This is a genomic window from Campylobacter sp. CFSAN093227, assembly GCF_012897855.1.
GTDB lineage: Bacteria > Campylobacterota > Campylobacteria > Campylobacterales > Campylobacteraceae > Campylobacter_D > Campylobacter_D jejuni.
In genome coordinates, this window is record NZ_CP040610.1 from 1,086,745 (window position 1) to 1,112,935 (window position 26,191).

Sequence of the window (26,191 nt, forward strand, 5' to 3'; positions counted from 1 at the left end):
GATGGCAAATACTAAAGCAGTTGATATGCCAATTATTGAACAAATTATGGAGAAAAGCAAATACTCTAAAACCGATGAAAGTTATAGTATTGCTAAAAGAGGTGTTGCTGAATTTATTTCAGAAATTGTAAAAAGCGACAATGCTGAAGAAAAAATCAATAAATTTGCACTTGATGAAATGATAGCCCATATTGATTATTTACTCTCAAAACAAATGGATGAAGTTTTACATAATGAAGAATTTCAAAAACTTGAATCTACTTGGCGTGGACTTAGATTTCTAGTTGAAAGAACTGATTTTAATGAAAATATAAAAATTGACCTATTTGATATAAGAAAAGAAGAAGCTTTAGAGGATTTTGAAAACAATCCGGATATAACACAAAGCGTTGTTTATAAAAATATATATTCTTCAGAATATGGACAATTTGGAGGAGAGCCTGTAGGAGCAATCATTGGAGATTATCAACTTGGATCAGCAAGTCCTGATATGACTTTTTTAAATAAAATGGCTAGTATTGCGGCTATGAGTCATTCTCCCTTTTTAACATCTTTTGGACCAAAATTTTTTGGGCTTGATGATTATTCTGAACTTGCAAATATTCAAGATTTGCAAGGTTTGTTAGAAGGTCCTCAATATACAAGGTGGAGAACTTTTAGAGAAAATGAAGACTCTAAATATACAGGCTTACTAGTGACAAGATTTTTAGCAAGAAGCCCTTATGATCCTGAAGAAAACCCTATTAAAAGCTTTAACTATAAAGAAAATGTTCATGCTTCGCATAATCATTTATTGTGGGCTAATTCTTCGTATACTTTTTGTACAAGATTAACAGAAAGCTTTGCTAAATATAGATGGTGTGGAAATATTATAGGACCAAAAAGTGGAGGGGCTGTTAAGGATCTGCCTACTTATCTTTATGAAAATTTTGGAACTATACAATCAAAAATACCTACAGAAGTTTTGATTACAGATAGGAGAGAGTATGAACTTGCTGAAGCAGGTTTTATAACTTTAACATTAAGAAGAGATAGTAATAATGCAGCATTTTTTTCAGCAAATTCTCCGTTAAAACCAAAATTATTTCAAAATACCCCAGAAGGTAAAGAAGCTGAAACAAATTACAGATTAGGAACTCAACTTCCATATATCTTTTTAATTTCAAGATTGGCGCACTATTTAAAGGTTTTACAACGAGAAGAAATAGGGAGCTGGAAAGAAAGAAGCGATATTGAAAATGGACTTAATGAATGGATTAGACAATATATTTCCGATCAAGAAAATCCGCCTTCTGAAGTAAGAAGTCGTCGTCCATTTAGAGCAGCACAAGTGAAAGTTAGTGATATACCAGGAGAGCCAGGATGGTATAAAATAGGGCTAAGTGTCCGACCTCATTTTAAATATATGGGCGGTAATTTTGAACTTTCTTTAGTAGGAAAATTAGATAAAGAATAATAATGTCCTTGCTAGATAAACTAATCCATAATTTAGATGAGCAAAACATTCATATTCCATTCTATCAAAATGATTTTGAGGATGTAAAAAACAATATAAAGGTTTTGCTCAATGCAAAAATTAATGATTGTTATGCTGTAAAAAATTTAGGAATGCCTAATATGGCTGATATTAATCTTAACTCTAATGAATTATGCGTATCAATGGCCAAGGAAATAAGAAAACTAATTGATAACTATGAAAAAAGAATATGTGTAGTTTCTATCACTTATGATAATAATTTAAGTCCTTGGCAACTTTCTTTTATTGTAAAATGTTTTTTTCAGGATGATCGTTTTAAAGAATTTAATATAGAAATCATCTTTAAAAACAATAGATATTGCGAGGTTAAATGAAGGATAATATTTTTTATTATCAAAAAGAGCTTGAATATCTATATGAAAAAAGAGAGTATTTTATAAAAAATTATCCAAAGTTAACACCATTTTTGGCATATGATAGCAAAGATCCTGATATAGAAAGAATTATTGAAAATTTAGCTATTTTAAGCTCTAAAATCCATCAAGAGCTTGATGAAAATATACCACACATTGCAGAATCTTTGATTAATATTGTTTCTCCAAATTATACAAATCCTTTACCTTCTTTATGCATGCAAGAATTTAAATTTGAACAAAATAGTAAAGAAAATAATTTAATTATTCCCAAAGGAACTCTTATTAAATCAAAACCAATAGACAAATGTGTTTGTGAATTTAAAACAGTATATGATGTTTATCTTTATTCTATCTCCATCAGCGAAGTTTTTATATCTAGTAAAAATCAAGATTATACTTTCAATTTAACTTTGCAAGTCAATAAGGCAGAAACAAAAATATGTGATTTGGGTTTGGAAAAAATTAATTTATATCTAGGCAATGATACCTATATGTCTAGTACTTTATTATTATACATGCATTCTTATTTAAAAGAATTAAAAATTCAAAGTTTAGATACTGATGAAGAATTTTTTCTTAATACCTATAATATTGAAAAAATAGGATTGAATCCAGATGAAAGTAGTTTATCTTATAATGATTTAGGTTTTGAAGCATTTTCCTTACTAAGAGAATATTTTTTCATGCCACATAAATTTAATTTTTTAAGAATCAATGGTTTGGATATTTTAAATAATTGTCAAGGAAAGACAATTAATATTGAATTTAAATTCTCTAAACCATTTCCTGCAAATTGTATTTTTAGAAAAGAATTACTTTCTTTAAGCATGACACCTATTATCAATATCTTTACAAAAAGCGCAGAACCTCTTATAAATAATCACAAAAAAGATAGTTATAGAATTTTTGTGGATAGAAGCCAACCTAAAGCTTACGAAATCATACAGACACTACAGGTTAAAGCACATAATAGTGAAGGCGGCAAAAGGTTATTAAAAAACTATAAAAGTTTTGAACGCTTTGAATTTTTAAAAGATAATCAAAAGGATTTTTATAGCGTAAATACTAAAAAGAATTCCAAAGGAGAAGTATTTAGCGAAATTTCTTTCTTTTCCTCTTATATAATGGATGAAACTATAAGTATTGATCTTTTGTGCTCCAATGGAGATTTACCTTCAAAATTAAAAATAGGTGATATTAATACCTGCGATCTAAAAGGTGTCGATACCAAAAATGTGGAAATTCCAAGCGAAACAAGAAGATGTAGTGTTGATGGTAATTTATTATGGAAGCTTGTTTCTGTGTTATCTTTTTCATATCAAACAATATTGAGCAAAAAAGCTTTTTTTGGTGTGTTGGAAAGCTATAGCTTTTTAGATAATCAATCAAATTGGAAGATTTATAAGCTTTTGCAAGAATCTATAATCGATATTCAAAGTAAAAGCACTTATTTAATAGATGAAAATATCACAAAAAAAGGGACCTTAGCTATTTTTAGTATTAAAGATTCGAAGTTTTACACTTTAGGCGAGGTATATTTATTAGGATTGATTATATCTAAATTTTTAGCTTCTTTTGCTAGTATTAACTCCTTTTGTGAGTTAAAAATAAGATGCCTTGACTCAAAAGAAATTTTACATTACCCTGCTTCTTTTGGAAAAAAAGCTTTAATATGAATAATCTTACTTCATATAGTTTTTTTAAATTAATAAAAAAATTAGAAAAAGACTATGGAAGAAAGAATATATTTTTAAGAACAAATAAAAGTTTAAAACATCCAAATAAAGATATAGAAAAAATCATTTTTTCAGAACACGAACAATCAGTTATAGAATTGTTTATAAATTTCATGGGGCTACATGGAGTCTCTTCACAACTTCCTTCATTTATGCTAGATAAACTGTCAAGAAATGAAGATGGCGACCAAGGTTGGACTCTATTCTTTGATTTCTTTAATCATTATTTGCTTTGGATATTTTTTGATGTAATAAGCTTAAAAAATTATCCACGATCTTTTAATGAAAATTTTAAAGATTCTATTTCAAAAATTTTATTTAGCATGTTGGGAATTAAAGAATACGATATTGCAAAAAAATATTTACCATTTGCACCTTTACTACTAAGTTTAAGACGACCTAAAACACACATTGAAAGAGTTTTACAAGTCAATTTTAAACTTAAGGATAAATTATCAATTATTGAAAATTTACCCCATCAAATTTTAATTTCAAATTCGCAAAAAAATAACTTAGGAATAAAGAACAATATTTTAGGAAATAATTTTATATTGGGCGATAAATTTATCTCTTATCAAAACAAAATAGCGATCTATATAAAGGATATTTCATATCAAGAAGCGGTTAAATTTATGCCCAATGGAACCAAACACGATGATTTAAAAAATAGCATAATGTTTTTAACAAATAATGAATTTTGTGTTGATTTATATCTTAAAATCAACTATTCTTCAGAAATGAAGTTTGTGTTAGGAGAAGAAAATACTGCCAAACTTGGTTGGGCAAAAATTTTAGGTAATACGCAAAAAAAATATACAATAGTATATATGAAACTATGTGAATAAGCTAACACAAAAATATGTTTAAAAAAATCACAACCTCTCTTCGCCCATAAACCATACCCTAAAATAAACTTTATTTTACCCACTTTATGCTAAAATAAATCACATAAGCTTATAGGCTATTAATCATCAACAACCCCAAAGGATCATCAATGTCCCTTAATTCTTACATGAGTCTTAATATATCAAATTCTACTTCAAATCCCCTACCCTTTAAAATCACTAAAGCCCTCATCAAAGAAAGTCTTGAAGAGCTTTTTTCTATAGAATGTGAAGGCTTTTTTGAAAGTTTAGAACAAGATTTATTTTCTTTAAATACTTTAACCAATGCTTCATCTCATCCAAGCACCCCTACAACTTTTAATTTTCATCCTAATGTTTTAATCGATCAAGAAGCTATTTTAAGTATCCATAATCCTTATGAGAATAATACCTTAAACTTTGATAACAATGAAGTAAAAAACTATAAGGGAATTATCACTTATATAAAATATCTAGGTATTAATCATGAAAGTGCTTTAAATATTAATGATAGCACTTCAAATACTAAGCAAATAAAATACAAGCATTTTTTTTCTTTTAAGCTTCAATCAGTCTTGATAAGACTTTCTTTAAATAAAGCCAATCGTATTTATACTCATACTAATATTATAGAAGTGATTAAACAAACCCTTGGTTTTTATCAAGATATCTTACATAAAGAAATTGATTATTCTAATATATATTTTAATTATGAAGAACAAGAACTCATCTCTCAATACAATGAAAGTGATTTAGACTTTATTACAAGATTAAGCCATAATAATGGAATCTTTTTTTATGAAGATGAGAACACTATTTATTTTTGTGATGTGTATAAAAATGTAAAAAATAAAGAAATTGAGTATAATCCTAATATTAATAATATTTTAAATCAAGCTTGTATTTCTTCTATTTATAAAGAGCAAAGCTTAAGAACTAATTCTTTTACACATTCTAGTATTAATGCCAATACTCCTTTAAATCTTTTATCTTTACACTCTAGTAAAGTTCCTTATGAACAAGAACTTAATAACAAAGCTTGTTATAATGAACATTTTTATGAGAGTGAATATTCTTTTACAAAAAGCATTGATTTAAAGACTAAGCCTTCTCTTAAAGAAAAAAGAGCCTTAGTATTAAATGAAAGCTTACTAGCAAAAAGTAATATTTATCATCTTAGCTTAGGAGATTTTATCACTTTAAATTATAAGGAGTTTAATCATCAAGAAGAAATAAAAAATCAAGATGAAGAAAAACAAGATAAAGCTTCTTTGCTTAAAGACTTTATTATTATCGCTAATACTCAAATCTTAATTGATGATGCCATCTTAGCTAATTCTATTAATACTAATGATCATTTAAATTTAAAAGATTTAAATTTAAATAAATCTTATTCTAATACTTTAACTTTACTAAAAAAGAATATTATTTTTACTCCAAGTTTTAAAGCTAAACCTAAAGCTCCTAATAGCACTCAAGGTATTGTTATAGGAGAGAGTAAGGATATAGAAAGTGAGAGAAATACTATTTATACTGATGAGCATGGAAGGGTTAAGGTAAGGATTAATCTTTATGCCAATCAAGAAGAATTAGATAATGATACTTTTATTGCAAATGATATAGATATAAATTCTTCTAATTTATCAAGCAATACTTATAAATCTTATCATCACACTCCTTTTTTAAGAGTAGCTTCTCATATAGCAAGCAATCATTCAGGTTTTTTTCATACTCCAAGAATAGGAGATGAAGTGATTATTTCTTTTTTAGATGATGATATAGATAAACCTTATGTAAGTGGAAGTTTATATAATGGGGCTACAACAATGCCCCAATATAATTATCCAAGATATAAAAGAGAAATCGCTACAAATGCATTGAGTTATTTAAGCGTAGTTCCTGCTATGATTGATAAAGGTTTAGATACATTAAAACTTCAAGAAAATACTAATTATGAATTAAGCTCTATAAACAATCATTATCTTACTTTGGCTAATTCCACAGTAGGAGTGGATAACACCGATGCAAGAGTAAGGAATGAAATTACCCTAAAAAACGACAAAGACAAAGAAGAAATTTATATCCTAGCACAAAAAGATTATAAAGAAGAAATAGGTAATAATTATGAGCAAACCATAAAAAATAATAAAACTTCAGAAGTGGGAGCCTTATATACCGAATTTATTACTTTAGGACATATGCAAAATATCATAGGTTTTAAAAATGTCAATGTAGGAGCTGAATATTTAGAAAATACCCTACTTTCTAAAGATACTAATGTGGGCTTAAGTAATACTTTAAATGTAGGAATCAGCAATGAAGTCAATATCGGACAAAACCACGAAGAAAAGATAGGAAACGATAAAAGAGTAATAATCAATAACAATCTAGAGCAAGATATCAAAAATGATTTTATCCAAAGAATAGGACATAACAAAAATGAAACCATAAAAGGTTCTTATGTGCTTCAAACCAATCAAAGTATAAAATTTTATTCCAAACAAGATCTAAGCATAGAAACAAATGAGTATTTCAAAGCTGAAGCTGATGATTCTATTAGTTTTAAAGCCAAGAAAAATTGCTCTTTTACAGCTGATAATGTAAATACTATGGCAAATCAAGAAAGTGTTTTAACAGCACAAAAACAAATCGTTTCTAGGGTAGGAAATACAACTATTACACAAACAAAAGATAAAATTATACTCCAAGTAGGAACAACACAAGTGATTATAGATAGCAAAGGTTTAAGAGTAAAAGGAGGTGATTTAAGAGCGGATTAAAAGCAATTTTCTTAAAATTAAAACTAAAATCATAAAAAACCCAATTTACAAAGAAAGGAAAAACAATGAAAACCTTAGAAGATATCAAAGCTATGAGCTATCAAGAAAAAGATGAATTAGAAGATTTAGTTCTTGAAATTATAGATAATAATGATTTAGTTAAGCTAAAAGATATTTTAAAGGATTATCCTGTAAAAATATCTTGTTATGAGCTTAATATTAAAGATGAGGATGGAGACTTTCCTTTATTTGATCCTTTTAATCTAATAATAAGAGCTGCACATGCTTGTGAAGAAAATAATAATGATTTTTCTATTTTAGATTATTTATTTGATGAGTATGGTTTAAGTTTAAAAGATCCTAAATATAACTTTGCTTTTCATGATATGAAATATATCAAAGAAGCTAATGAAAAATACATCTTAATGGAAGAAGTAGAAGATACCATTATTTATCAAAACGCCCTAATCTATGATTATATACTCAATGCTGATAATCCAAATTCTCAAATCATTAAGTATCTAGTCAATCGTGGAGCTAAATTTGAAGTGCATAAAGATGGCTTTGGTTGGACTCCTATGCATTTTTGGGTTATGCAAAATAATTATGAATTATTAGAATTAGCTATTAAAGGAGGAGCTAATGTAGATATGCAAACCTTGCTTGATCCAAAAAGCGAATACAATGAAACCCTTTTATTTGAAGCTGTAAAAGAAGCAGAAACCTATAGGGTTACACAGCTTTTAATTGAACTTGGAGCTAATGTGAATTTTGCTACCCCAACATCTCCTTTAGATAATGCAAAAGGATCTAGAAATAAAAAGCTTTTAAAAGATGCAGGAGCAATGACTTCAGCTCAACTTGACAAAAAATACAATATATACTGGGATAGTGAAGAGTGCGAAAAAGATGAAAGCTATATGGAAAAATATTGTAAATTACTAAACGATGCTATAAAAAAGGCTAAAGAAAGTGAATGAGGGAATAGAAATTGACTTTGCTAAAATAAATTTTCATATCAAAGAATTCCAAAAAGTTTATATATTAGAAAATTGTAAATTATGTTTTTACAGTCCTTTTCATTTGCAAACACAAAATGGAAAAGAAGTGAAAAAAATAGAAAAAAAAGGCAAATCTAAAATTTATCTTATAGATGAGGATGGAAAAACTGTAGATATTGATAAAACTTCAGAGCAAAACAAAATAAAAGCAAAAGAAGAAACAAGAAAAAAAGAAGAAAAAAGTAAAAATGTATTATTTAGCAATGATGAAAAGGGAAATGATGCAATCAATGCTTATTTTGGTGAGAAGAATATTGATACGCTAAATAAAGCCTATGAAGAAAGAGAAGCCAAGCCTTTATCAAGAAATACAGAAAGTTTTAAAGACTATGATGTATTTTATGATGTTTATACAAGTAAAGATAACAAAGATAACAGTGTAAATAAAAAACTAGGATGCGGTGATGGCTTTGAAGTAAATAATGGCATAGCTGAAGTTGGAGCAGAATTTTTTGATAAATGCTTTGAAAAAGGAATTTATGTTTTAATACCAAGATTAGTATCTTCAGATAAAAACGAAGAATTACACTTTGATCCTGTGCCTTTAGAAGATAAGGGCTTTGTGGTTACTGATTTTAGAAAAGGAAAAAAGGGAGAAAAAAATATAGATTTAAGCTTTCAAAGAAATATAGCTAAAATAAAAAATCCTAATTTAACTTTGCAAAGCCCTAAAGAATTCCTACAAGCCTTAAATGAAAATAAAGAATTTACAGAAGATGATAAAATACAACAAGCACAAGCTATTAAAAAAGCTTGTGGAAAAAAAGCAGATGAAATAACCAAAATATTGCTTAAAGATGATAAAAGTTTAAAAGATGTTATTAGAGATAAGCAAGAATTAAAGAAGAAAATAGGTAAATTACAAGATAAACAAAACAAATCACCTAAAGAACTAAGCCTACTAGGCAGGCTTGAATTTTTACAAAGAAATCAAGATAAAGCTAAAGATTATAAAAAAACAATCAAAGATCTTCAAAACCCTCAACAAGCTAGTAATGCCAATAAAAATAACACTGATGATAACAAGAAAAAGAAACTGACTAAAAAAAATCAAAACCAAGAAGAACAAAAAAATAAAAATATCAATTCAAAAGATATAGGAGATGCAGGTGAATATGCTGCTTCTATGCTTTTTACTAAAAGATCAACTAGGTATTTATCTAATAGAAGAAAAATAGATGCTAATTTTAATACCCATAGTTTTAATCATACCATACCTGATTTTTTAGTAACGCTAAATGATTACCCTACCTTAGTAGAGGTTAAAAATGTCCAAGATCAAGCTTTAACAGAACAAATAAGCTTTGAGTTAAAACTGGCTAGAGAATATGAGCTTGATTATTTATTTATATGCAATCACTATACTAAATTGGTAGAGAATATAGCAGGAGGCAATGTAACTGTAAAAAATGAAAAAGAAATCAAATTAAAAGAAATCCAAAATCATGATGACAAAAAAAAGAAAGGCTATGAAACAAATACCAAAAATCTTACAAAATTTGATGAGCGGTATGATTGGGGATCAAGAAGAGGCTTTATCTACCACAGACATGCTCACAGAAGCATAAAAACAATATTTAAAGAAATGTATCTACATCACATAAAAGGAGCAGCACCTAATAAAATTATCATAAAAAGATTAAATTTAAATAATTCTGCTAATATAGAAGAGGAATTAAACAAAAACAAACAAATACAAAAAAATTAAAGGAAAAACAATGAAAACCTTAGAAGATATCAAAGCTATGAGCTATCAAGAAAAAGATGAATTAGAAGATTTAGTTCTTGAAATTATAGATAATAATGATTTAGTTAAGCTAAAAGATATTTTAAAGGATTATCCTGTAAAAATATCTTGTTATGAGCTTCATTTTAAAAATAAAGATAATGAATACCCTTTATTTGAACCTATGAATTTAATATTAAGAGCTGCATTTGCTTGTGAAGATAATAATAATGATTTTTCTATTTTAGATTATTTATTTGATGAGTATGGTTTAAGTTTAAAAGATCCTAAATATAATTTTTATCATAGCGATATGAAATATATCAAAGAAGCTAATGATAAATATATCTTAATGGAAGAAGTAGAAGATGATCCTTGTATTTATCAAAACGCTCTAATTTATGATTATATATTAAGTGCTGATAATCCAAATTCTCAAATCATTAAGTATCTAGTCAATCGTGGAGCTAAATTTGAAGTGCATGATGAAGGATATTCCGGTAGGACTCCTATGCATTTTTGGGCTAGACGCAATAATTATCAATTATTAGAACTAGCCATTAAAGGAGGAGCTAATGTAGATATGCAAACCCGACTTATTCAAGAGAGTGAATACAATGAAACCCTTTTATTTGAAGCTGTAAGCGAACCTGAAACCTATAGGGTTACACAGCTTTTAATTGAACTTGGAGCTAATGTGAATTTTGCTACCCCAAGAACTCCTTTAGATGATGCAAAAGGATCTAGAAATAAAAAGCTTTTAAAAGATGCAGGAGCAATGACTTCAAATGAAATTAGAAAAAAATATAATTTACCAGCATATGATGATTCTCATTGTGAAATTGATGGAAAAGATGATATGGATTTACTAGGTAAATATCGTAATGAATGTGCCAAACTTTTAAACGATGCTGTAAAAAAGGCTAAGGAAAGTGAATGAGGGAATAGAAATTCACTTTGCTAAAATAAATTATAAGGAAAGATAATGAAAAATAAAAAATTATTGGATGATGAATATATACAAGAAGTGTTTAAATACTATCTTAAAAATGATAATTATTTAAAAGATGCTTTATATGGTTTAAAAAAATACGAACGAAGAGCTTTTATAAGTAGCATTTTAAGCTATGAATATAAAAATTTAGTAGAAAATGGCAATTTAAAAGTTGATGCAAAATATAAAGTTACCTTGCCGCCTAATCTTATTGCTGTTTTAGAATATGATAAAAGTGAATTTAATGGCGTAAATCTTCGAAATTTTATAAATGATTTGGAATTTGAATTAGAACATATAGAAATGGAACTTTATGACGATCCTGCTGACTTTGAAGGGGGAGATTATTATAATGAAGATAGCGATTGTGATGAAGATTATACAGTAGAAGATTGGGTAGAAGATCAAGTAAGTGATATTAAAGACTTTTTATATGCTTTAAAAGATTTTAAATGAAACAAACATTAAGCCCTAATCGAGTAAGCTTTTATCTTTTTTCTACTAAAACTTTTAGTGATGAAAAATATCTTAATGCTTGGAGCTTAAAAGGCGATCGTTTAAATGCCAAAGATTGGTTTGAATTTAAACAAGCCAATAAAGACAAATTTTATAATAAGCATTTAGAAAATACCTTAAAAGCTATGCAAGAGTTTAAAGCTTATTTTAGTGTTGATCAATTTGAAGGCATAAATCTACATGGTGATGATGAATGGCTTGATTTTTTGCCTTCAAATTATACTCAATTTTATAATCGTTTATGTAGAGATAAAAGTAAATATATTTTACATCGATATTATCAAAAAAATGATTTGGCAGAGATTGGTATGCTTAAAAATCTTTCTCCTAATTTTCCTTTTTGGGATGAAAAAGGAGAAAATTTTTCTCAAAATCAAATTGATATTTTTATAGAAAAAGATAATTTAGCACCCTACTTTAATAAATATGATATTTATTTTAATTCTTCACTTGAGCTAAGCTTTAATTTTAGTGATGAAAGCTTAGAATATTTAATTAACAATTATAATCACAGAATCAATCATACTTTTACTCCAAAAAGTCAAGATGAGATACAAAAAGAATTAAATTTAAGCAAAGAAGATAAAATCATTTTAGAACTTGAAAATATGTTTTTAAATCTTTGTAAAGGCATCAGTGCTGATTATGCTTTTATGGATTTTTCTTATTTTTTTGTAGGATATGATCATACTTTAGATTCTAAAAATAATACTTTAAAATCTTATCCCATTAATCAAGATAAATTAATTCATAAAAGAAGTTTTAAAGAATATATAGAAGAATACGCAAATACTTACTTTTTAAATTATTATTCTAAAGAGTTTTTAAATGAACTTGACAATCAAGAATTAAACAAAGATAGACTTAATTATTATCTTATTAATTACAACAAAATTCCAAAAAACACAGAAGAAGAAAACATACAAGGCATACTTTCTAAACAAAAAGATATAGATATCAATTTTGTAAATTTTATAGATTATAAAGACTATGTTTATAAAAATAAAGATGATTTTTGGGAGTTTTCAGCAAAAGAAAATTCTATACTTTGGGAAAAATTTCTAAGTAAAAATACCCTAAAACCTTTTCCTTTAAATTTTGATTGCTCTTTAGAAGAAAAGCTTCTTTATGCTAAAGATGAACAACTAGAAAACATACTTAAAACCCACAAGACTTTTCATGGCTAAAAAAAGAACAATCCTTATTCCTAGAATAGAAGATATTAATATAAGTCCTGATACTTCTTGTATGCATCCTATCTTAGAAGATAATACTTTAGTATGCTTACATGGAGGTAGAGTTAAGTTAAAAGCAAAAAAAGCTAAAAGAATAAAATCAGACAATGTTCCTATTATGCTTGATAATGAAATACAAGGAGCTAGTATAAGTGGATGTTTAAATCCACCTATACTAGGAGGACCTTGTACTAAAGTAGCTATGGTATTTGCTTATACTTATTCAGATCATAAAGTTAATAATAAACATTCTGTATTACAAATGGGTTTGATAGGAATGAGTATAAAAGGTTATCCTATATTTGCTATACCCAAAAAGAATAAGATTAAATTTGCTTTAGCTAAAATACAAGCTAGTCCTCTTGCTAAGATTAAATTTGACAGGATAAGATGGGAAGGGATGGGAGGTAAATTAGGAGCGGCGCAAAGAAGGAGAAGAGAAAAAAGTAAAGAGAAAGCAAAAATGCTTTTATATTTGGAAAATGAAAATAAAAAAGGTAAGGTAAGTGATAAAGAAGTTCATCTTTATAAACATAATGGAATATGGCCTAAAGATACTCCAAAACCTAGAAGTTTTGATAATATTCTTGAAGATGGGGAGATTGATTGGCCTAAAAAATATGGCTATAAAATCCCACCTATACCAAAAGAAATCACTTTAAAAAAAGGGATGAAACTGGACAGATATGGAGATAATTCAGGTAGCTTTGTTTGTCCTTTTAAAGAGAAAAAAGGAGTGATGCCTTATGAAAAAAGATCATTGCCTTATGAAGATAATGAAGCCATGCAAAAAACCTATAAAAGATATGAAGTATTAGAAGATATTAACATGGAGAGTGTTGAAAGAAAGATTAAAATGAGTGGGGATGATAAATTAATAGAAAAAATTAAAGAGTTAAAAGAAAAAAACAAATTCCATTCTCCAAAAATAGGTAAAATATCTCCATATTTTGAACAAGAAGGTGGAGGAACACAGATTAAACTTCCTATTTCCATAGAAAACTTAATACAATTAGATTTTATCAAACAAATATAATAATAAAGGATAGAAAATGACAAGAGAACAAGCAGAACTAATTATAGAAGAAGAAAAGTTAATCTATATAACTTGGCGTGATTATGATAATACAGCAGGAGAATATCATTTTACAATTTGGTTTAATCCTAACAATAATAAATACGAAGCTGTTTATATTGGAGAAAGGGGCGGTGTTGAACTTGAGTATTCTTTTGATAGTGAAAAAGAAGCCATTGATAAAATGTTACAGATGAATTATAAACAAAAATATTTTAGCGTAAATGAAGACTATTCAATGCAAAATAGAAAAGAAGTGGCACTAAGAATCATCCAAGAAGAAAATCTAGAAGTGATTTGGTATGATGAAGCACTTAAACCTTTATGTGCAGGTATTAAACACGATAAACAAAGAGATAAATATATATCTTTTATCACTAATGCTAAAGCAGAGATTATAGAATGGAAAAGTATTGAGTTTGATGGAGATGAAGAATTTGAAGGAAAAATATATAATGATGAAAGTAAAGCCCTTTATGCTCTTATCAATCGTGCTAGAATGATTAAACAAAATAGAATTAGCTTTGTATAAATGTTTTATGATTTAATATAATCTTAGTGGGTTAAAAAACCCACAATAAAAAAAGAAAAATCACTCTTCCTAGAATAGAAGATATTAATATAAGTCCTGATACTTCTTGTATGCATCCTATCTTAGAAGATAATACTTTAGTATGCTTACATGGAGGTAGAGTTAAGTTAAAAGCAAAAAAAGCTAAAAGAATAAAATCAGACAATGTTCCTATTATGCTTGATAATGAAATACAAGGAGCTAGTATAAGTGGATGTTTAAATCCACCTATACTAGGAGGACCTTGTACTAAAGTAGCTATGGTATTTGCTTATACTTATTCAGATCATAAAGTTAATAATAAACATTCTGTATTACAAATGGGTTTGATAGGAATGAGTATAAAAGGTTATCCTATATTTGCTATACCCAAAAAGAATAAGATTAAATTTGCTTTAGCTAAAATACAAGCTAGTCCTCTTGCTAAGATTAAATTTGACAGGATAAGATGGGAAGGGATGGGAGATGATAACAAACAATCATCAATTCAAACCCATCATATTGCCACTGATAAGAATAAAAAATTTACTAAAGAATTTCGAAAAATAACAAAAAAATATAACATGGAATTGGATGAAGACTGGAATAAAGTTAAAATGCCACATCGCGGAAGACATCCTAATGAATATCATGAATATATTCTTGAAAAAATGAGTAAAATTGATAAAATAGCAAGAGGAGATAAGGATAAATTCTTAAAAGAATTTGAAAAACTAAAAGAAGAAGTCAAAAACAATCCTGCTATACTTCATAAAGATTACTATAAGGAGAGAAAATAATGAAATATTATAAAATGATGTATAACTATAATCATAACGATGTGGATAATTGGTACTCTTGTGATCTTGTAGATATAAAAAATAACGATGAATATGCACTTTTAGAATCCAAACCTATCACAAATTGGCAAACACCTAGTTTTGAAATCGATAAAGATGATGGTAAAATACTGACTGATCTTATACACAATGACTGTGGTTGGCGTATAGTCTCTCCTAAATTTATAAATTTAATGCAAGATTTAATTAAAGATTGTGTGCAATATTTAGATGTAGAAATTAAAAGTCAGGAAATAAATTATTATGGTTGTAAAATTATGCATGTAACAAAATCACTTGAGGCTTTAGATTATGAACATTCTGTATATACTTATATGGGTGATAATGATGAATATTTAAGTATTACTAAAGCTGTTTTAAAAAAATCAAAACTTGATGGAAGCCATATATTTAGAATTAAAGATGATGAAGTACCTGTTTTTGTATCAAGTGAATTTAGAAAAATAGTAAGAGAAAATAATTTATTAGGTTTTAGTTTTAGTGAAGTTAAGGTATATGAAAATTGAAAGACTAAAAGCTATAAAAAATTTTGCAATTTAATATAAAAAGATTTTTAGTTATAATTTCATTTTATATTTAAGGAAAAATTTATGGAAGATTTAAAACTTTTACAAAGGCGTTGGGAAGAAGCTTATGAAGCTATGCCTAAACTTTATGAAACACCAGATGGGTTAATAATAAATTTCACCCTAAGTGAAGATACAGATACTATTCTTTTTAAAAAACCTTGGGAAAATTTTGAATTAGATGATGAAGATAAAGAAACCAAATGGAGGCTGAGTTTTTTTAGCATTAGCAAAGATGAGCCTTTGGGGTATTTAGAGTATAAAGAAGCTTTAGAGAAATTGCAAGATTTTTCTTTAATTCAATCAGAAGAAAGGATTTTAATTAGAGCAATGAGTTTAGAAGAGCTTGAAAGCTTAGAGCTTAAAGGGTGGTAATGCTTCCTCAACCTATATTTTTAAATAAACTTATAGAATTTTTATCTGATGAAAATTTAGATATTGTAAATATGAAAAAAGGTGTAGATAAAATTTTTTCTAAAAAAGATTTTTACGCTATATTAGAATTAAATATTAAAATTATGAATATAGCGAAATTAATTTTTAAAAGTGATGAACAATTAAATATATTATTACCACAAGCTTCTGATTATAAGAATACAAATTATTTTCCTCAAGAATTAGAGTTAAAAAAAGAAATGGATGTTAATCTTAATGATTTAAAAAATTGTGATAATAAAAAAATAATAGAAATAATTAAGCAAGAATATCAAAATAATCTAATTAAAGAATTGGATATTAATTCTCAAAAAGAAAAAATCAAAATACTTTTTATTATTAATGAAGTGCCAAAATTTTTAAAATCAATCTATAAAGAATGTGAGTTTAAAGAATATGGATTAGCAAATTATTTGGAATTTGATGAAATTTGGGGTTTTTATGAAAATAATACTAGATATTTTACTATTTTAACTCCCATGGGTGCAAATAAAATAAAATTGCGTTTAGAAAATACACAAAACAGCGAAAAAGAACTCAATATCATAGAAGTAAATTTAGATAAAAAATAGATTTTAATAACAAAAATAAGCAATTTCTTTTTCTACTCAAATTTAGACTATTTGTGTTAAAATAATAAATATAAAAATTAAAAACATAGTGGATTTATACCAAATTATAAACACCATAAACTCAACCCCAAAGGATCATCAATGTCCCTTAATTCTTACATGAGTCTTAATATATCAAATTCTACTTCAAATCCCCTACCCTTTAAAATCACTAAAGCCCTCATCAAAGAAAGTCTTGAAGAGCTTTTTTCTATAGAATGTGAAGGCTTTTTTGAAAGTTTAGAACAAGATTTATTTTCTTTAAATACTTTAACCAATGCTTCATCTCATCCAAGCACCCCTACAACTTTTAATTTTCATCCTAATGTTTTAATCGATCAAGAAGCTATTTTAAGTATCCATAATCCTTATGAGAATAATACCTTAAACTTTGATAACAATGAAGTAAAAAACTATAAGGGAATTATCACTTATATAAAATATCTAGGTATTAATCATGAAAGTGCTTTAAATATTAATGATAGCACTTCAAATACTAAGCAAATAAAATACAAGCATTTTTTTTCTTTTAAGCTTCAATCAGTCTTGATAAGACTTTCTTTAAATAAAGCCAATCGTATTTATACTCATACTAATATTATAGAAGTGATTAAACAAACCCTTGGTTTTTATCAAGATATCTTACATAAAGAAATTGATTATTCTAATATATATTTTAATTATGAAGAACAAGAACTCATCTCTCAATACAATGAAAGTGATTTAGACTTTATTACAAGATTAAGCCATAATAATGGAATCTTTTTTTATGAAGATGAGAACACTATTTATTTTTGTGATGTGTATAAAAATGTAAAAAATAAAGAAATTGAGTATAATCCTAATATTAATAATATTTTAAATCAAGCTTGTATTTCTTCTATTTATAAAGAGCAAAGCTTAAGAACTAATTCTTTTACACATTCTAGTATTAATGCCAATACTCCTTTAAATCTTTTATCTTTACACTCTAGTAAAGTTCCTTATGAACAAGAACTTAATAACAAAGCTTGTTATAATGAACATTTTTATGAGAGTGAATATTCTTTTACAAAAAGCATTGATTTAAAGACTAAGCCTTCTCTTAAAGAAAAAAGAGCCTTAGTATTAAATGAAAGCTTACTAGCAAAAAGTAATATTTATCATCTTAGCTTAGGAGATTTTATCACTTTAAATTATAAGGAGTTTAATCATCAAGAAGAAATAAAAAATCAAGATGAAGAAAAACAAGATAAAGCTTCTTTGCTTAAAGACTTTATTATTATCGCTAATACTCAAATCTTAATTGATGATGCCATCTTAGCTAATTCTATTAATACTAATGATCATTTAAATTTAAAAGATTTAAATTTAAATAAATCTTATTCTAATACTTTAACTTTACTAAAAAAGAATATTATTTTTACTCCAAGTTTTAAAGCTAAACCTAAAGCTCCTAATAGCACTCAAGGTATTGTTATAGGAGAGAGTAAGGATATAGAAAGTGAGAGAAATACTATTTATACTGATGAGCATGGAAGGGTTAAGGTAAGGATTAATCTTTATGCCAATCAAGAAGAATTAGATAATGATACTTTTATTGCAAATGATATAGATATAAATTCTTCTAATTTATCAAGCAATACTTATAAATCTTATCATCACACTCCTTTTTTAAGAGTAGCTTCTCATATAGCAAGCAATCATTCAGGTTTTTTTCATACTCCAAGAATAGGAGATGAAGTGATTATTTCTTTTTTAGATGATGATATAGATAAACCTTATGTAAGTGGAAGTTTATATAATGGGGCTAATCCAAGTTTAGTAAATCTTCCTTTTAGTGATCACCAAACTTCTCTTTCTTCTAAAACCATAGGTGTTAATGAAGAAGGTTATAATGAACTTACCCTCTCAAATATAAAAGATAAAGAACAAATTTATTTAAAAGCGCAAAAGGATTATGATGAATTAGTACAACATAATTTCACTCAAAGAATTTTAAATGATAAAGATTCTATAGTGGATGGAATTTATAATGAAAGGATTAAAAAGGTTCATACTCAAACCATAGACTTAGCTAAAAATGTCAATGTAGGAGGAGAATACTTAACTAATGTAGGCTTATCTAAAGATACCATAGTAGGATTAAGCAATACCTTAAATGTAGGAGTAGATAATAAAGTAAGAGTATCTAAGAATTCTAGCGAATATGTAGGAGAAAACAAAGATATAGAAATAGGTGCTAATCAAAACACTATTATCCATAAGGATGAGATAAGAAATGTGAAGGGAAATAAAAAGGAGGTGGTTGAGGGGCATTATGATATTAATATAAAAGAAACATTAAAAATCCAAACAGAAAAAGAGACTTCTATAAGAAGCAAAAATAATCTACTAATCACCACCAATGCTTCAATGGGCTTTGAAACAGATAAAAATAATACCTTTGTATCTGATAATTCATTATCGCAAACAAAAACAGATTATGAAGTAAAAGCAGGCAATCAAATCCTCCACCAAGTAGGCGATACTCAAATTGTTACTAAGGGAGATTATGTGATTATTAAAGTAGGTGGAGTTGAAGTAGTGATAGATTCTAATGGGCTTGTGGTCAAAGGTGGAGAGATTAGGGCAGAGTAATGGAAGCACTTAATCAAAAAAATAGTTTAAATATTAGGCTTTTAAGTTCTAATAATATTCTTCTGCATAATCAAGAATTTAAGCTTTATGAAATAGCACAGGGCAATAAAAATGAAATCAAGACTATTTTTACAACCAATAGAATGGGGGAAGCTCATTTAAATGCTAGTGAAATTTTTAGTAAAGAAGCACAAAGCTTTGAATTAATTTTAAACCAATCTAGTGTTTATAAAAACAAACCCATCTATAATCATAGATTTTTATTAAGAAGTTATGAGTATGGGCATTGGTGTGAAATAAAATTTGAAAGAAAGGCAGATAAAGGCTCTATAAACTCTATTAGGCTAAAATCCAAAGAATTTACCTTAGAAAATAATGAAAAAATAGTGCGTAATTTCTATACTTTTGGTGATATAGTAGAATTTGAAGCTATTTATGAGGATGCAAAAATCAAAGAAGAGCAAATTAAATGGGGTTATGTTTTTATTCAGGATAAAAACACCTTAGATAAGTTAAACAAAAACCAATTAACTAATGACAAAAAGGAAAGTTCTTTATTTGATGAAGAAATTTTAAAAGATTGTTTTTATATTGAAAAAGAAGAAGATAAAGCCCTATTATCTTCTTCTATCATTTATAGACATTTAGAAAACAACAAAGCTTATTGTGGAAAACATCTTAGTTTGCAACTACCAAACCCTAAAGACACACAAGAGCAAAAAACACTATTAGTCTTTGCTTATAAAGAAATACCCAATTATAATGCCTCTTATCTTATAAGAATTAATGATTATCCACAAATTACCATTGATTGCACTCTAGCAGAAACACTAAGGGCACATACAAACAAAGATGAAATCTCAAGGCTTGGTTGGGGGGTAAGCTATATCTGTCAAAGATTATGGCATGATAATCCAAGTGATGCTAAAGAATTAAAAGATTTAACCTTTAGAAGCTCTACTTCACAAGATTTTATAGATACTATCCCTAATGAAACAATGAAAACAATAGTAAAGGAGATATTGCCTAGAGTAGAGATGCAACAATTAAAGACTGACAACACAAAATCAAGAGATAAAGCAAGATTTTATGCGGAATTAGATTGGGATAGTTTTTATATGAAGTTTCCTATAATGCAAGAGCTAAAGGGCGAGTATATGAATCTCAAAAAGCTTTTTGGAGAAGAATCTGATTTTCAAAAACAATTCGAAGATTTTCTTAATGATACTTTACTAGATATAAAAAACATTAAAAATACACAAGAATATACAATGGCACTCAATATCCAAGCAATGAAAGAGAATAAGACGAAGAATGCAGAAGTCTTTAAGCTATATAAAAAAGAGGAAACACTCCCAGAAACTCATAAAGCTATAAAAGACTTACAAAAACCATCAGATATTATCGATAATAGTTTATATTTTCAAAGGTTTGATATAAAAAATGATGTGTTTTTACCGCATTTAGGCTTAAGTAAATTTGATGCATTTTCATTGCAAAACTCCATACAACATGAAAAAGAAGTTTTAGATAAATTCCACTCTAACCCAAAATACAAGCAGAATTTTGCTCTATACTCTATCGCAGGGGCTTTTAATATCTTATATATACCAAGCCTTATACAAATCACGAGAGTTACAAGATTCTATAATTACCATTCTTTATATGCTGCGTGCAAAAAGGTGCGTGCTTTTATCATTGATACTGTGAATTTTAATAATAATGGTAGCGATCAGCCTATTGGGGCATGGGATTATGAGAAGGTAGGATTTGATTTATATAATTCGATAATGCAATACCGAAATACAAAATTTCATTTTAAATATACCTCACCAAAATCATTCTTATTTCCCTTATATAATTCAGACTTTCTAAAAACAAAACAGTATTTTAATCTAGGCTTAGATTTCTTTTTATATAGCTCTACATTTTTGGATATGGATTTTAGTCATACGCAAATGCAAGATACTGCTTTTATAGTGGGGAAGTAAGATGTTTTTTGCTGGTGGTGATTATGAGCCTTTTATATATGGGCTTAGTCTTATTGCATACTATTTTCTACCCCTTTATTGTCTGACGCTTTTATTGTATAAATATAAGCCTCAATATGTGAATCTTACTCTACATATTGGAGCTTCAGTGTTGTTATACTTAGCTATGTGGGTAATATTTGTCGATACAACTATTATCAGCCTTTTTGAAATTTTTCAAATGTTTTTAATCCCCATTATCTTGCAAATTATACATCTTACCTTTATACTCTATGCTATTATCTATACTTATTTTGATATGCAAAAGATTTCATTTACAAAGAGACTAGGCAGATATATCGTTTCATTTTTTATTGGGATTGGACTACTTATCCTTTCTTTTGTAATGATGTATGCTATTGGATATTATATCAGCTCATGGTGTGATAGATATTATCTTAAAATCGATGAGAGAAATGAGGCGATTCGCACTATAACTTTTTATGTTCTTGTTGTGGTTTTTCCCAGTATAATTACACTACTCCTTAGCTATATCCTCTATAAAAATCATAAGTCATTTTTTACTAAGATTCTATATAGAATCTTATCTATGATAGGCAAGGACAAACCATAATGCAAAAACTTATATATCAAAACCACGACTACCAACAAATACAAATCCAACAAACACAGAAACATTTCAATCTTGGTTGTGATTTTATAGTTACAAGCAAAGGTTTTAAAAATATTAAGATTCCAAATAATTTGGATACAAAGAATCTATTGAGGATTATAGTAAAAAGTGAGGCGAGATAATGACTGATGGATTTGGGTTTTTAGCATATGTCTTTACATTGCCTGTATTGATTCTTGGTGGTATATCTTATGTATGTATAGTATTTTTGATAAGATTTCAAAGCTTTTGTGGGTTTGTATGTTCAAAAAGTTTTTGGATTGCTTGGCTTTTTTCATATTATTTATTATTTTTGATTATCTGCATTACTTGTGAATGGGAGTTATTAATAATGTATATCTGTGGTATTTCTTTACCTTTGGTATATTTTTTAAGAAAATTTTTTATGCAATCACATTCAAATCTAGCTCTAAACGAATTTTCATTATGGATTATCCCAATGAGTATTTTCTCTCTTTGTATTCATAGTAGCCTGTGCGTTGCTATTGCATGGATGTTAATATTTTTTCAAACAAATTATGATACCCAAACACTTCAATCTTGGCTTAGATTTCTTTTTATATAGCTCTATATTTTTAGATATTGTGCTAGAGGAGTAGTTATTATGTTTGAAGCGACAAAAAATACAGAGTAAATTAAAGGAGTTCTTATGCAAAAGTTTTTAATAGTTTTAGGATTGTGTTTAATGTTAGCCATTAGTGCTAATGCACAATCCCCAAAAGAAGCCAAACCTAGTTTTGATTGTGCTAAAGCAAGTACAAAAGTAGAAAAGATGATTTGTAATGATAAAAGTGGGGAGTTACAAAAACTTGATAGATTGTATTCTAAACTCTATTTTTCAATACTAAAGAGTATCCCAAAAGATACAAAAGAGGGGCAAGAGACAAAAAAACAAATGCAAAAATTTGCTAAAAATTTTATAGATTATAGAGACAATATGCGTTGTTTTTTATTGGCAAAAAATGATGATGAAAAAGAAGTGGAAGAAGTATTTAACAAAGGACGCGAAAATGGAATAATGTATGAAAATCTTGACTCGGTTCATTTTGGTTTTAAACCACATCATTACAAGCCTTGTATAGCAAGGGTTTATAAAATGGGAATTTTATTGCTTAGCACCAATACTATCATAGATACAAGTTTTCTCATAGACAAAGATACTTTTTATACTTGCAAGGGCAATATGATACTCGATATTTTTTCTATTAAAGGTTTAGCAAAGTTTAGATTTTACAATAAATTGTTTCCACAAGGATATAAAGAAACCATTATAGAAGCCTCCAAAGCATTACAGGAATTAAGCTCAAATGGTCGCTATACTCAAGTATGTGTGTTTGAAGATGAGGGATTTATATGCACAAATGGAGGGTGTGAGTTTGATTTAGATGAAATGCAAACTAGAGTTATTCAGCCACTTGATAATTTTATTCAAAATATAGATTTTAGGAAACTAAATGCCAATTAAGACAACAAATTTAAGCTATGAGGAATTTTATAATAAACTTTTTAGTCTATTAAGGTTGGTTGAAGGGATTAGAACAAAGATTTATGCTGATAGTGCAGATGATCCAAAAATTACCATTGGTATAGGATTTAATATTGACGAAGATAAATGGAGAAATGTTATTTTGATGTATAAAGCAGGGATTTTGCAATACACAGACTTAGAAAATGGCGTCTATACCCTAGCTAATATACTAGGCAAACAATCACAATCTATGCAAATTCTCATTAATACAACTTCTAAAGAAATAAAAGATAAGATTAATGAATATAAGGCAAGTAATAAAATTCAAAAAAATACCTATCAAACAGGTAAAAACCCAAATCAAAATATGATTAATTTACAAAAAGATATCAATGCCATTTTGCAAAATAATATAAAAATCTACAATCAAAATCCTGAAAATATTAACCAAAAACTTGATGAAAATATAGTTTTTAAGCTTACAGATAACGAAGCAATAGAAGTTAAAAATATCATCAGTTTTAGTGAAATTAGGGCACTAAGACACAAATTAAACAAATGGAATGCAAACTATCTTACTTCTTTTAGTAAGACAGAATTAACCAATCCACAAGAGTTTATTCCCTTATTGTCTATTTATTATCAGCGTCCAGCAAGATTTAACCCAGAGAGTGGACTCATCTTGCTTCAAAAAGTCCTTAAAGATAAGAATAGATTTTTAGTGTGGTTTTCTGTGCGTTATTATGCTGATATACGACAATTCAAAAACCCTTATTATTCTCGCAGAATCCAAGAATCTAACTTTAGAGAAGCCAATACCAAGCAAGGACTGAAGCTGCCAGATAAATACACTTATCTTTCTTTTATGCAAACTTATAAGAAATGCAAAGAAGTTGATGAAAAAAACAGAGTATCTCTTAAGAGAATACAATACATATTATACTAAAGACAAACACTATTATTCTTATGTTGCTAAAGAAGAATTTCAGGGTATAGCTGATATTCTCGCTCCCTATCTTAATTACCTAAACACCCTCACTCAAAAAAATTTTAGCTTAGATAATATTTATTGTATTGCTAATTATTGTGAGAATTTAGGCGCTAATAAATTGGATAATGTTGCCTTGCTTAATAAAACTTTAAGACAAAAGTTTGAAAAACTAGAAGCAAATACACCCCATAATATTCTTATCCTCTATCCAAATCCCACTCCATCTATTATACAAATAGAACAACCTAAAAATACTTTTATTACTTTACTTATAGGAGCAAAAGCAAAAATAGATTGCACTAAATTGATAGAAGATCAATGTGAGCTAATGTATTTAAAATATGATCCAACACAAGAAGAACAACAAGCAATTAATCCACAAGCTTTTTCTTGTAGCACCCAAGAAGAACTTATTTTAAAAAAAGAAAATGAAATATACTTTAAAGCAGTAAAAAACAATATATCATATTTTATTAATAAAAACGATGGAATTTTAAAAGTTGCTCTTACTGGCAATGAAGAAAATGCTATAGAATTATACAGTTTTGCTAAAGAAAATCAATTTAAAATTTTACAAGATAAAGCTTCAAAGATGCTAAAAATCTATTTAAAACTAGAAAGATATAGTAGCGAAGAGATTTTATTACATAGAGGGGGAAATTTTGAATTAACACTTAATAATCTTAAGATTTTAGATAAAAATGGAAATAATCATGAAACCATCACTAAAATATTTCTTCATAATTGTGAGAATAGAAGGATTTATGAAAGTTTAAAGCTAGAGTATCAAGAAGGCATTTATAAGAGCAGTTTTAAAATTGATTTAATTTTAGATGAAAACTCTTCTTTTTTTAAAAGGGCTACAAAATGTATTATAGCTACAAAAACCTTAGAAGGCTTTAGCACAAGTCAAATGCATAAAATTGGAAATGTGGCAATAGTCTCTTTAAGTTCTGCAGATAAGAAAGGTGGAAGCTATACTTTTACAAATAAGGTAAGCATGCAAGATTTTGGAGAAAATCTTTATTTAGATACTGAGGCAAATGGGTATGAAAAACAAATAAAAAATTCAAGAGAGAATTTATATATCACAAATTTGAAAGCTTATAAAGAAAAAGAACAGCAAAATACTACTGATAAAATCCCTTACAATGAAACTATTTTTATTAGAGCCTACTTAAATAATGAGGAGAAATTTTTCTTCGATGAGACAATTAAATGGGCATATTGTATAAAAAAGAAGAGGAATTAGAATGTAATCAATCTAAAATTAAAATTTTAGAAAATCTTCAAGGAAATGATATAACCTTTAATACTTCTATGCTTTCACAAGATGATAGGAATAAACTTTATAATATGAATGAAAAATATCAATTAATCTTATTTGCTTATTTTAGTGCACCTGCATTTAAAACAACACAAGGAATAACGCATTTAGTGTTAAAATTTAAACTATACAAAACAAAGCCATTGAACTTACCCTCTCAAATATAAAAGATAAAGAACAAATTTATTTAAAAGCGCAAAAGGATTATGATGAATTAGTAC

At 27.4% G+C, this 26,191-nt stretch carries 24 protein-coding genes; all 24 read left to right on the top strand.

Annotated features, from left to right (window positions below):
• Position 1: 1 nt before the first annotated feature.
• The 24 genes from tssC to FBF06_RS09860 all read left to right on the top strand — a co-directional run bounded on the left by tssC (position 2) and on the right by FBF06_RS09860 (position 26,137).
• Positions 2-1,456 carry a type VI secretion system contractile sheath large subunit gene (gene tssC / locus FBF06_RS05790; RefSeq protein WP_057041281.1) on the top strand — a complete coding sequence of 485 codons (1,455 nt, stop codon included), beginning with the start codon at positions 2-4 and terminating at the stop codon, positions 1,454-1,456.
• A gap of 2 nt (positions 1,457-1,458) precedes the next feature.
• Positions 1,459-1,851: a type VI secretion system baseplate subunit TssE gene (tssE, locus tag FBF06_RS05795; RefSeq protein ID WP_002779655.1), complete on the top strand. Its 393-nt coding sequence runs from the start codon at positions 1,459-1,461 to the stop codon at positions 1,849-1,851.
• The gene (tssF, locus tag FBF06_RS05800) at positions 1,848-3,569 is read left to right on the top strand and encodes a type VI secretion system baseplate subunit TssF (protein ID WP_002779654.1); all 1,722 of its coding nucleotides are present in this window, start codon (positions 1,848-1,850) and stop codon (positions 3,567-3,569) included. The genes tssE and tssF overlap by 4 nt, the downstream gene beginning before the upstream one ends.
• Complete coding sequence (tssG, locus tag FBF06_RS05805) at positions 3,566-4,474, top strand: type VI secretion system baseplate subunit TssG (protein WP_002779653.1); 909 nt, start codon at positions 3,566-3,568, stop codon at positions 4,472-4,474. Before tssF ends, tssG begins: the two co-directional genes overlap by 4 nt.
• A 149-nt stretch (positions 4,475-4,623) precedes the next feature.
• On the top strand, positions 4,624-7,272 hold the full coding sequence (locus FBF06_RS09840) for a contractile injection system protein, VgrG/Pvc8 family (protein WP_248276703.1): 2,649 nt from the start codon (positions 4,624-4,626) through the stop codon (positions 7,270-7,272).
• Positions 7,273-7,337: 65 nt separating this feature from the next.
• Entirely contained in the window at positions 7,338-8,252 is a 915-nt protein-coding gene (locus FBF06_RS05820; RefSeq protein WP_168977577.1) for an ankyrin repeat domain-containing protein, read from the top strand.
• Positions 8,245-10,041 (top strand): putative toxin, encoded by a 1,797-nt coding sequence (locus FBF06_RS05825; protein ID WP_153886020.1) that lies wholly within the window; start codon positions 8,245-8,247, stop codon positions 10,039-10,041. The genes FBF06_RS05820 and FBF06_RS05825 overlap by 8 nt, the downstream gene beginning before the upstream one ends.
• A 10-nt stretch (positions 10,042-10,051) precedes the next feature.
• Complete coding sequence (locus FBF06_RS05830) at positions 10,052-10,999, top strand: ankyrin repeat domain-containing protein (protein ID WP_079757074.1); 948 nt, start codon at positions 10,052-10,054, stop codon at positions 10,997-10,999.
• 45 nt (positions 11,000-11,044) lie between these two features.
• Complete coding sequence (locus tag FBF06_RS05835; protein WP_002779732.1) at positions 11,045-11,509, top strand: hypothetical protein; 465 nt, start codon at positions 11,045-11,047, stop codon at positions 11,507-11,509.
• Positions 11,506-12,756 (top strand): hypothetical protein, encoded by a 1,251-nt coding sequence (locus tag FBF06_RS05840; protein WP_168977578.1) that lies wholly within the window; start codon positions 11,506-11,508, stop codon positions 12,754-12,756. The genes FBF06_RS05835 and FBF06_RS05840 overlap by 4 nt, the downstream gene beginning before the upstream one ends.
• A complete protein-coding gene (locus FBF06_RS05845) occupies positions 12,749-13,840 on the top strand; it encodes a TNT domain-containing protein (protein ID WP_168977579.1) in 1,092 nt (363 codons plus the stop codon). The genes FBF06_RS05840 and FBF06_RS05845 overlap by 8 nt, the downstream gene beginning before the upstream one ends.
• Before the next feature lie 16 nt (positions 13,841-13,856).
• On the top strand, positions 13,857-14,411 hold the full coding sequence (locus FBF06_RS05850) for a hypothetical protein (RefSeq protein ID WP_168977580.1): 555 nt from the start codon (positions 13,857-13,859) through the stop codon (positions 14,409-14,411).
• A 110-nt stretch (positions 14,412-14,521) separates the two neighbouring features.
• A complete protein-coding gene (locus FBF06_RS09845; protein WP_248276704.1) occupies positions 14,522-15,229 on the top strand; it encodes an AHH domain-containing protein in 708 nt (235 codons plus the stop codon).
• Positions 15,229-15,795, top strand: coding sequence for a DUF1629 domain-containing protein (locus FBF06_RS05860; RefSeq protein ID WP_137075760.1), 567 nt, complete (start codon positions 15,229-15,231; stop codon positions 15,793-15,795). Before FBF06_RS09845 ends, FBF06_RS05860 begins: the two co-directional genes overlap by 1 nt.
• An 84-nt stretch (positions 15,796-15,879) precedes the next feature.
• Positions 15,880-16,230: a DUF4299 family protein gene (locus FBF06_RS05865; RefSeq protein ID WP_002791053.1), complete on the top strand. Its 351-nt coding sequence runs from the start codon at positions 15,880-15,882 to the stop codon at positions 16,228-16,230.
• The gene (locus tag FBF06_RS05870; RefSeq protein ID WP_002779716.1) at positions 16,230-16,862 is read left to right on the top strand and encodes a hypothetical protein; all 633 of its coding nucleotides are present in this window, start codon (positions 16,230-16,232) and stop codon (positions 16,860-16,862) included. Before FBF06_RS05865 ends, FBF06_RS05870 begins: the two co-directional genes overlap by 1 nt.
• A 141-nt stretch (positions 16,863-17,003) precedes the next feature.
• Positions 17,004-19,520: a contractile injection system protein, VgrG/Pvc8 family gene (locus FBF06_RS05875; RefSeq protein ID WP_168977581.1), complete on the top strand. Its 2,517-nt coding sequence runs from the start codon at positions 17,004-17,006 to the stop codon at positions 19,518-19,520.
• Positions 19,520-21,511 (top strand): hypothetical protein, encoded by a 1,992-nt coding sequence (locus tag FBF06_RS05880; RefSeq protein WP_032584909.1) that lies wholly within the window; start codon positions 19,520-19,522, stop codon positions 21,509-21,511. Before FBF06_RS05875 ends, FBF06_RS05880 begins: the two co-directional genes overlap by 1 nt.
• 166 nt (positions 21,512-21,677) lie before the next feature.
• Positions 21,678-22,124 (top strand): hypothetical protein, encoded by a 447-nt coding sequence (locus FBF06_RS05885; RefSeq protein ID WP_168977582.1) that lies wholly within the window; start codon positions 21,678-21,680, stop codon positions 22,122-22,124.
• Positions 22,125-22,305: 181 nt separating this feature from the next.
• On the top strand, positions 22,306-22,749 hold the full coding sequence (locus FBF06_RS05890; RefSeq protein WP_002789078.1) for a hypothetical protein: 444 nt from the start codon (positions 22,306-22,308) through the stop codon (positions 22,747-22,749).
• Positions 22,750-22,833: 84 nt separating this feature from the next.
• Positions 22,834-23,649 (top strand): hypothetical protein, encoded by an 816-nt coding sequence (locus FBF06_RS05895; protein WP_002910301.1) that lies wholly within the window; start codon positions 22,834-22,836, stop codon positions 23,647-23,649.
• The gene (locus tag FBF06_RS09850; protein ID WP_002910292.1) at positions 23,639-24,598 is read left to right on the top strand and encodes a hypothetical protein; all 960 of its coding nucleotides are present in this window, start codon (positions 23,639-23,641) and stop codon (positions 24,596-24,598) included. Before FBF06_RS05895 ends, FBF06_RS09850 begins: the two co-directional genes overlap by 11 nt.
• Positions 24,549-25,895 carry a hypothetical protein gene (locus FBF06_RS09855; RefSeq protein ID WP_002910284.1) on the top strand — a complete coding sequence of 449 codons (1,347 nt, stop codon included), beginning with the start codon at positions 24,549-24,551 and terminating at the stop codon, positions 25,893-25,895. Before FBF06_RS09850 ends, FBF06_RS09855 begins: the two co-directional genes overlap by 50 nt.
• Positions 25,871-26,137: a hypothetical protein gene (locus FBF06_RS09860; protein WP_164071399.1), complete on the top strand. Its 267-nt coding sequence runs from the start codon at positions 25,871-25,873 to the stop codon at positions 26,135-26,137. Before FBF06_RS09855 ends, FBF06_RS09860 begins: the two co-directional genes overlap by 25 nt.
• The last annotated feature ends 54 nt before the right edge of the window (positions 26,138-26,191 follow it).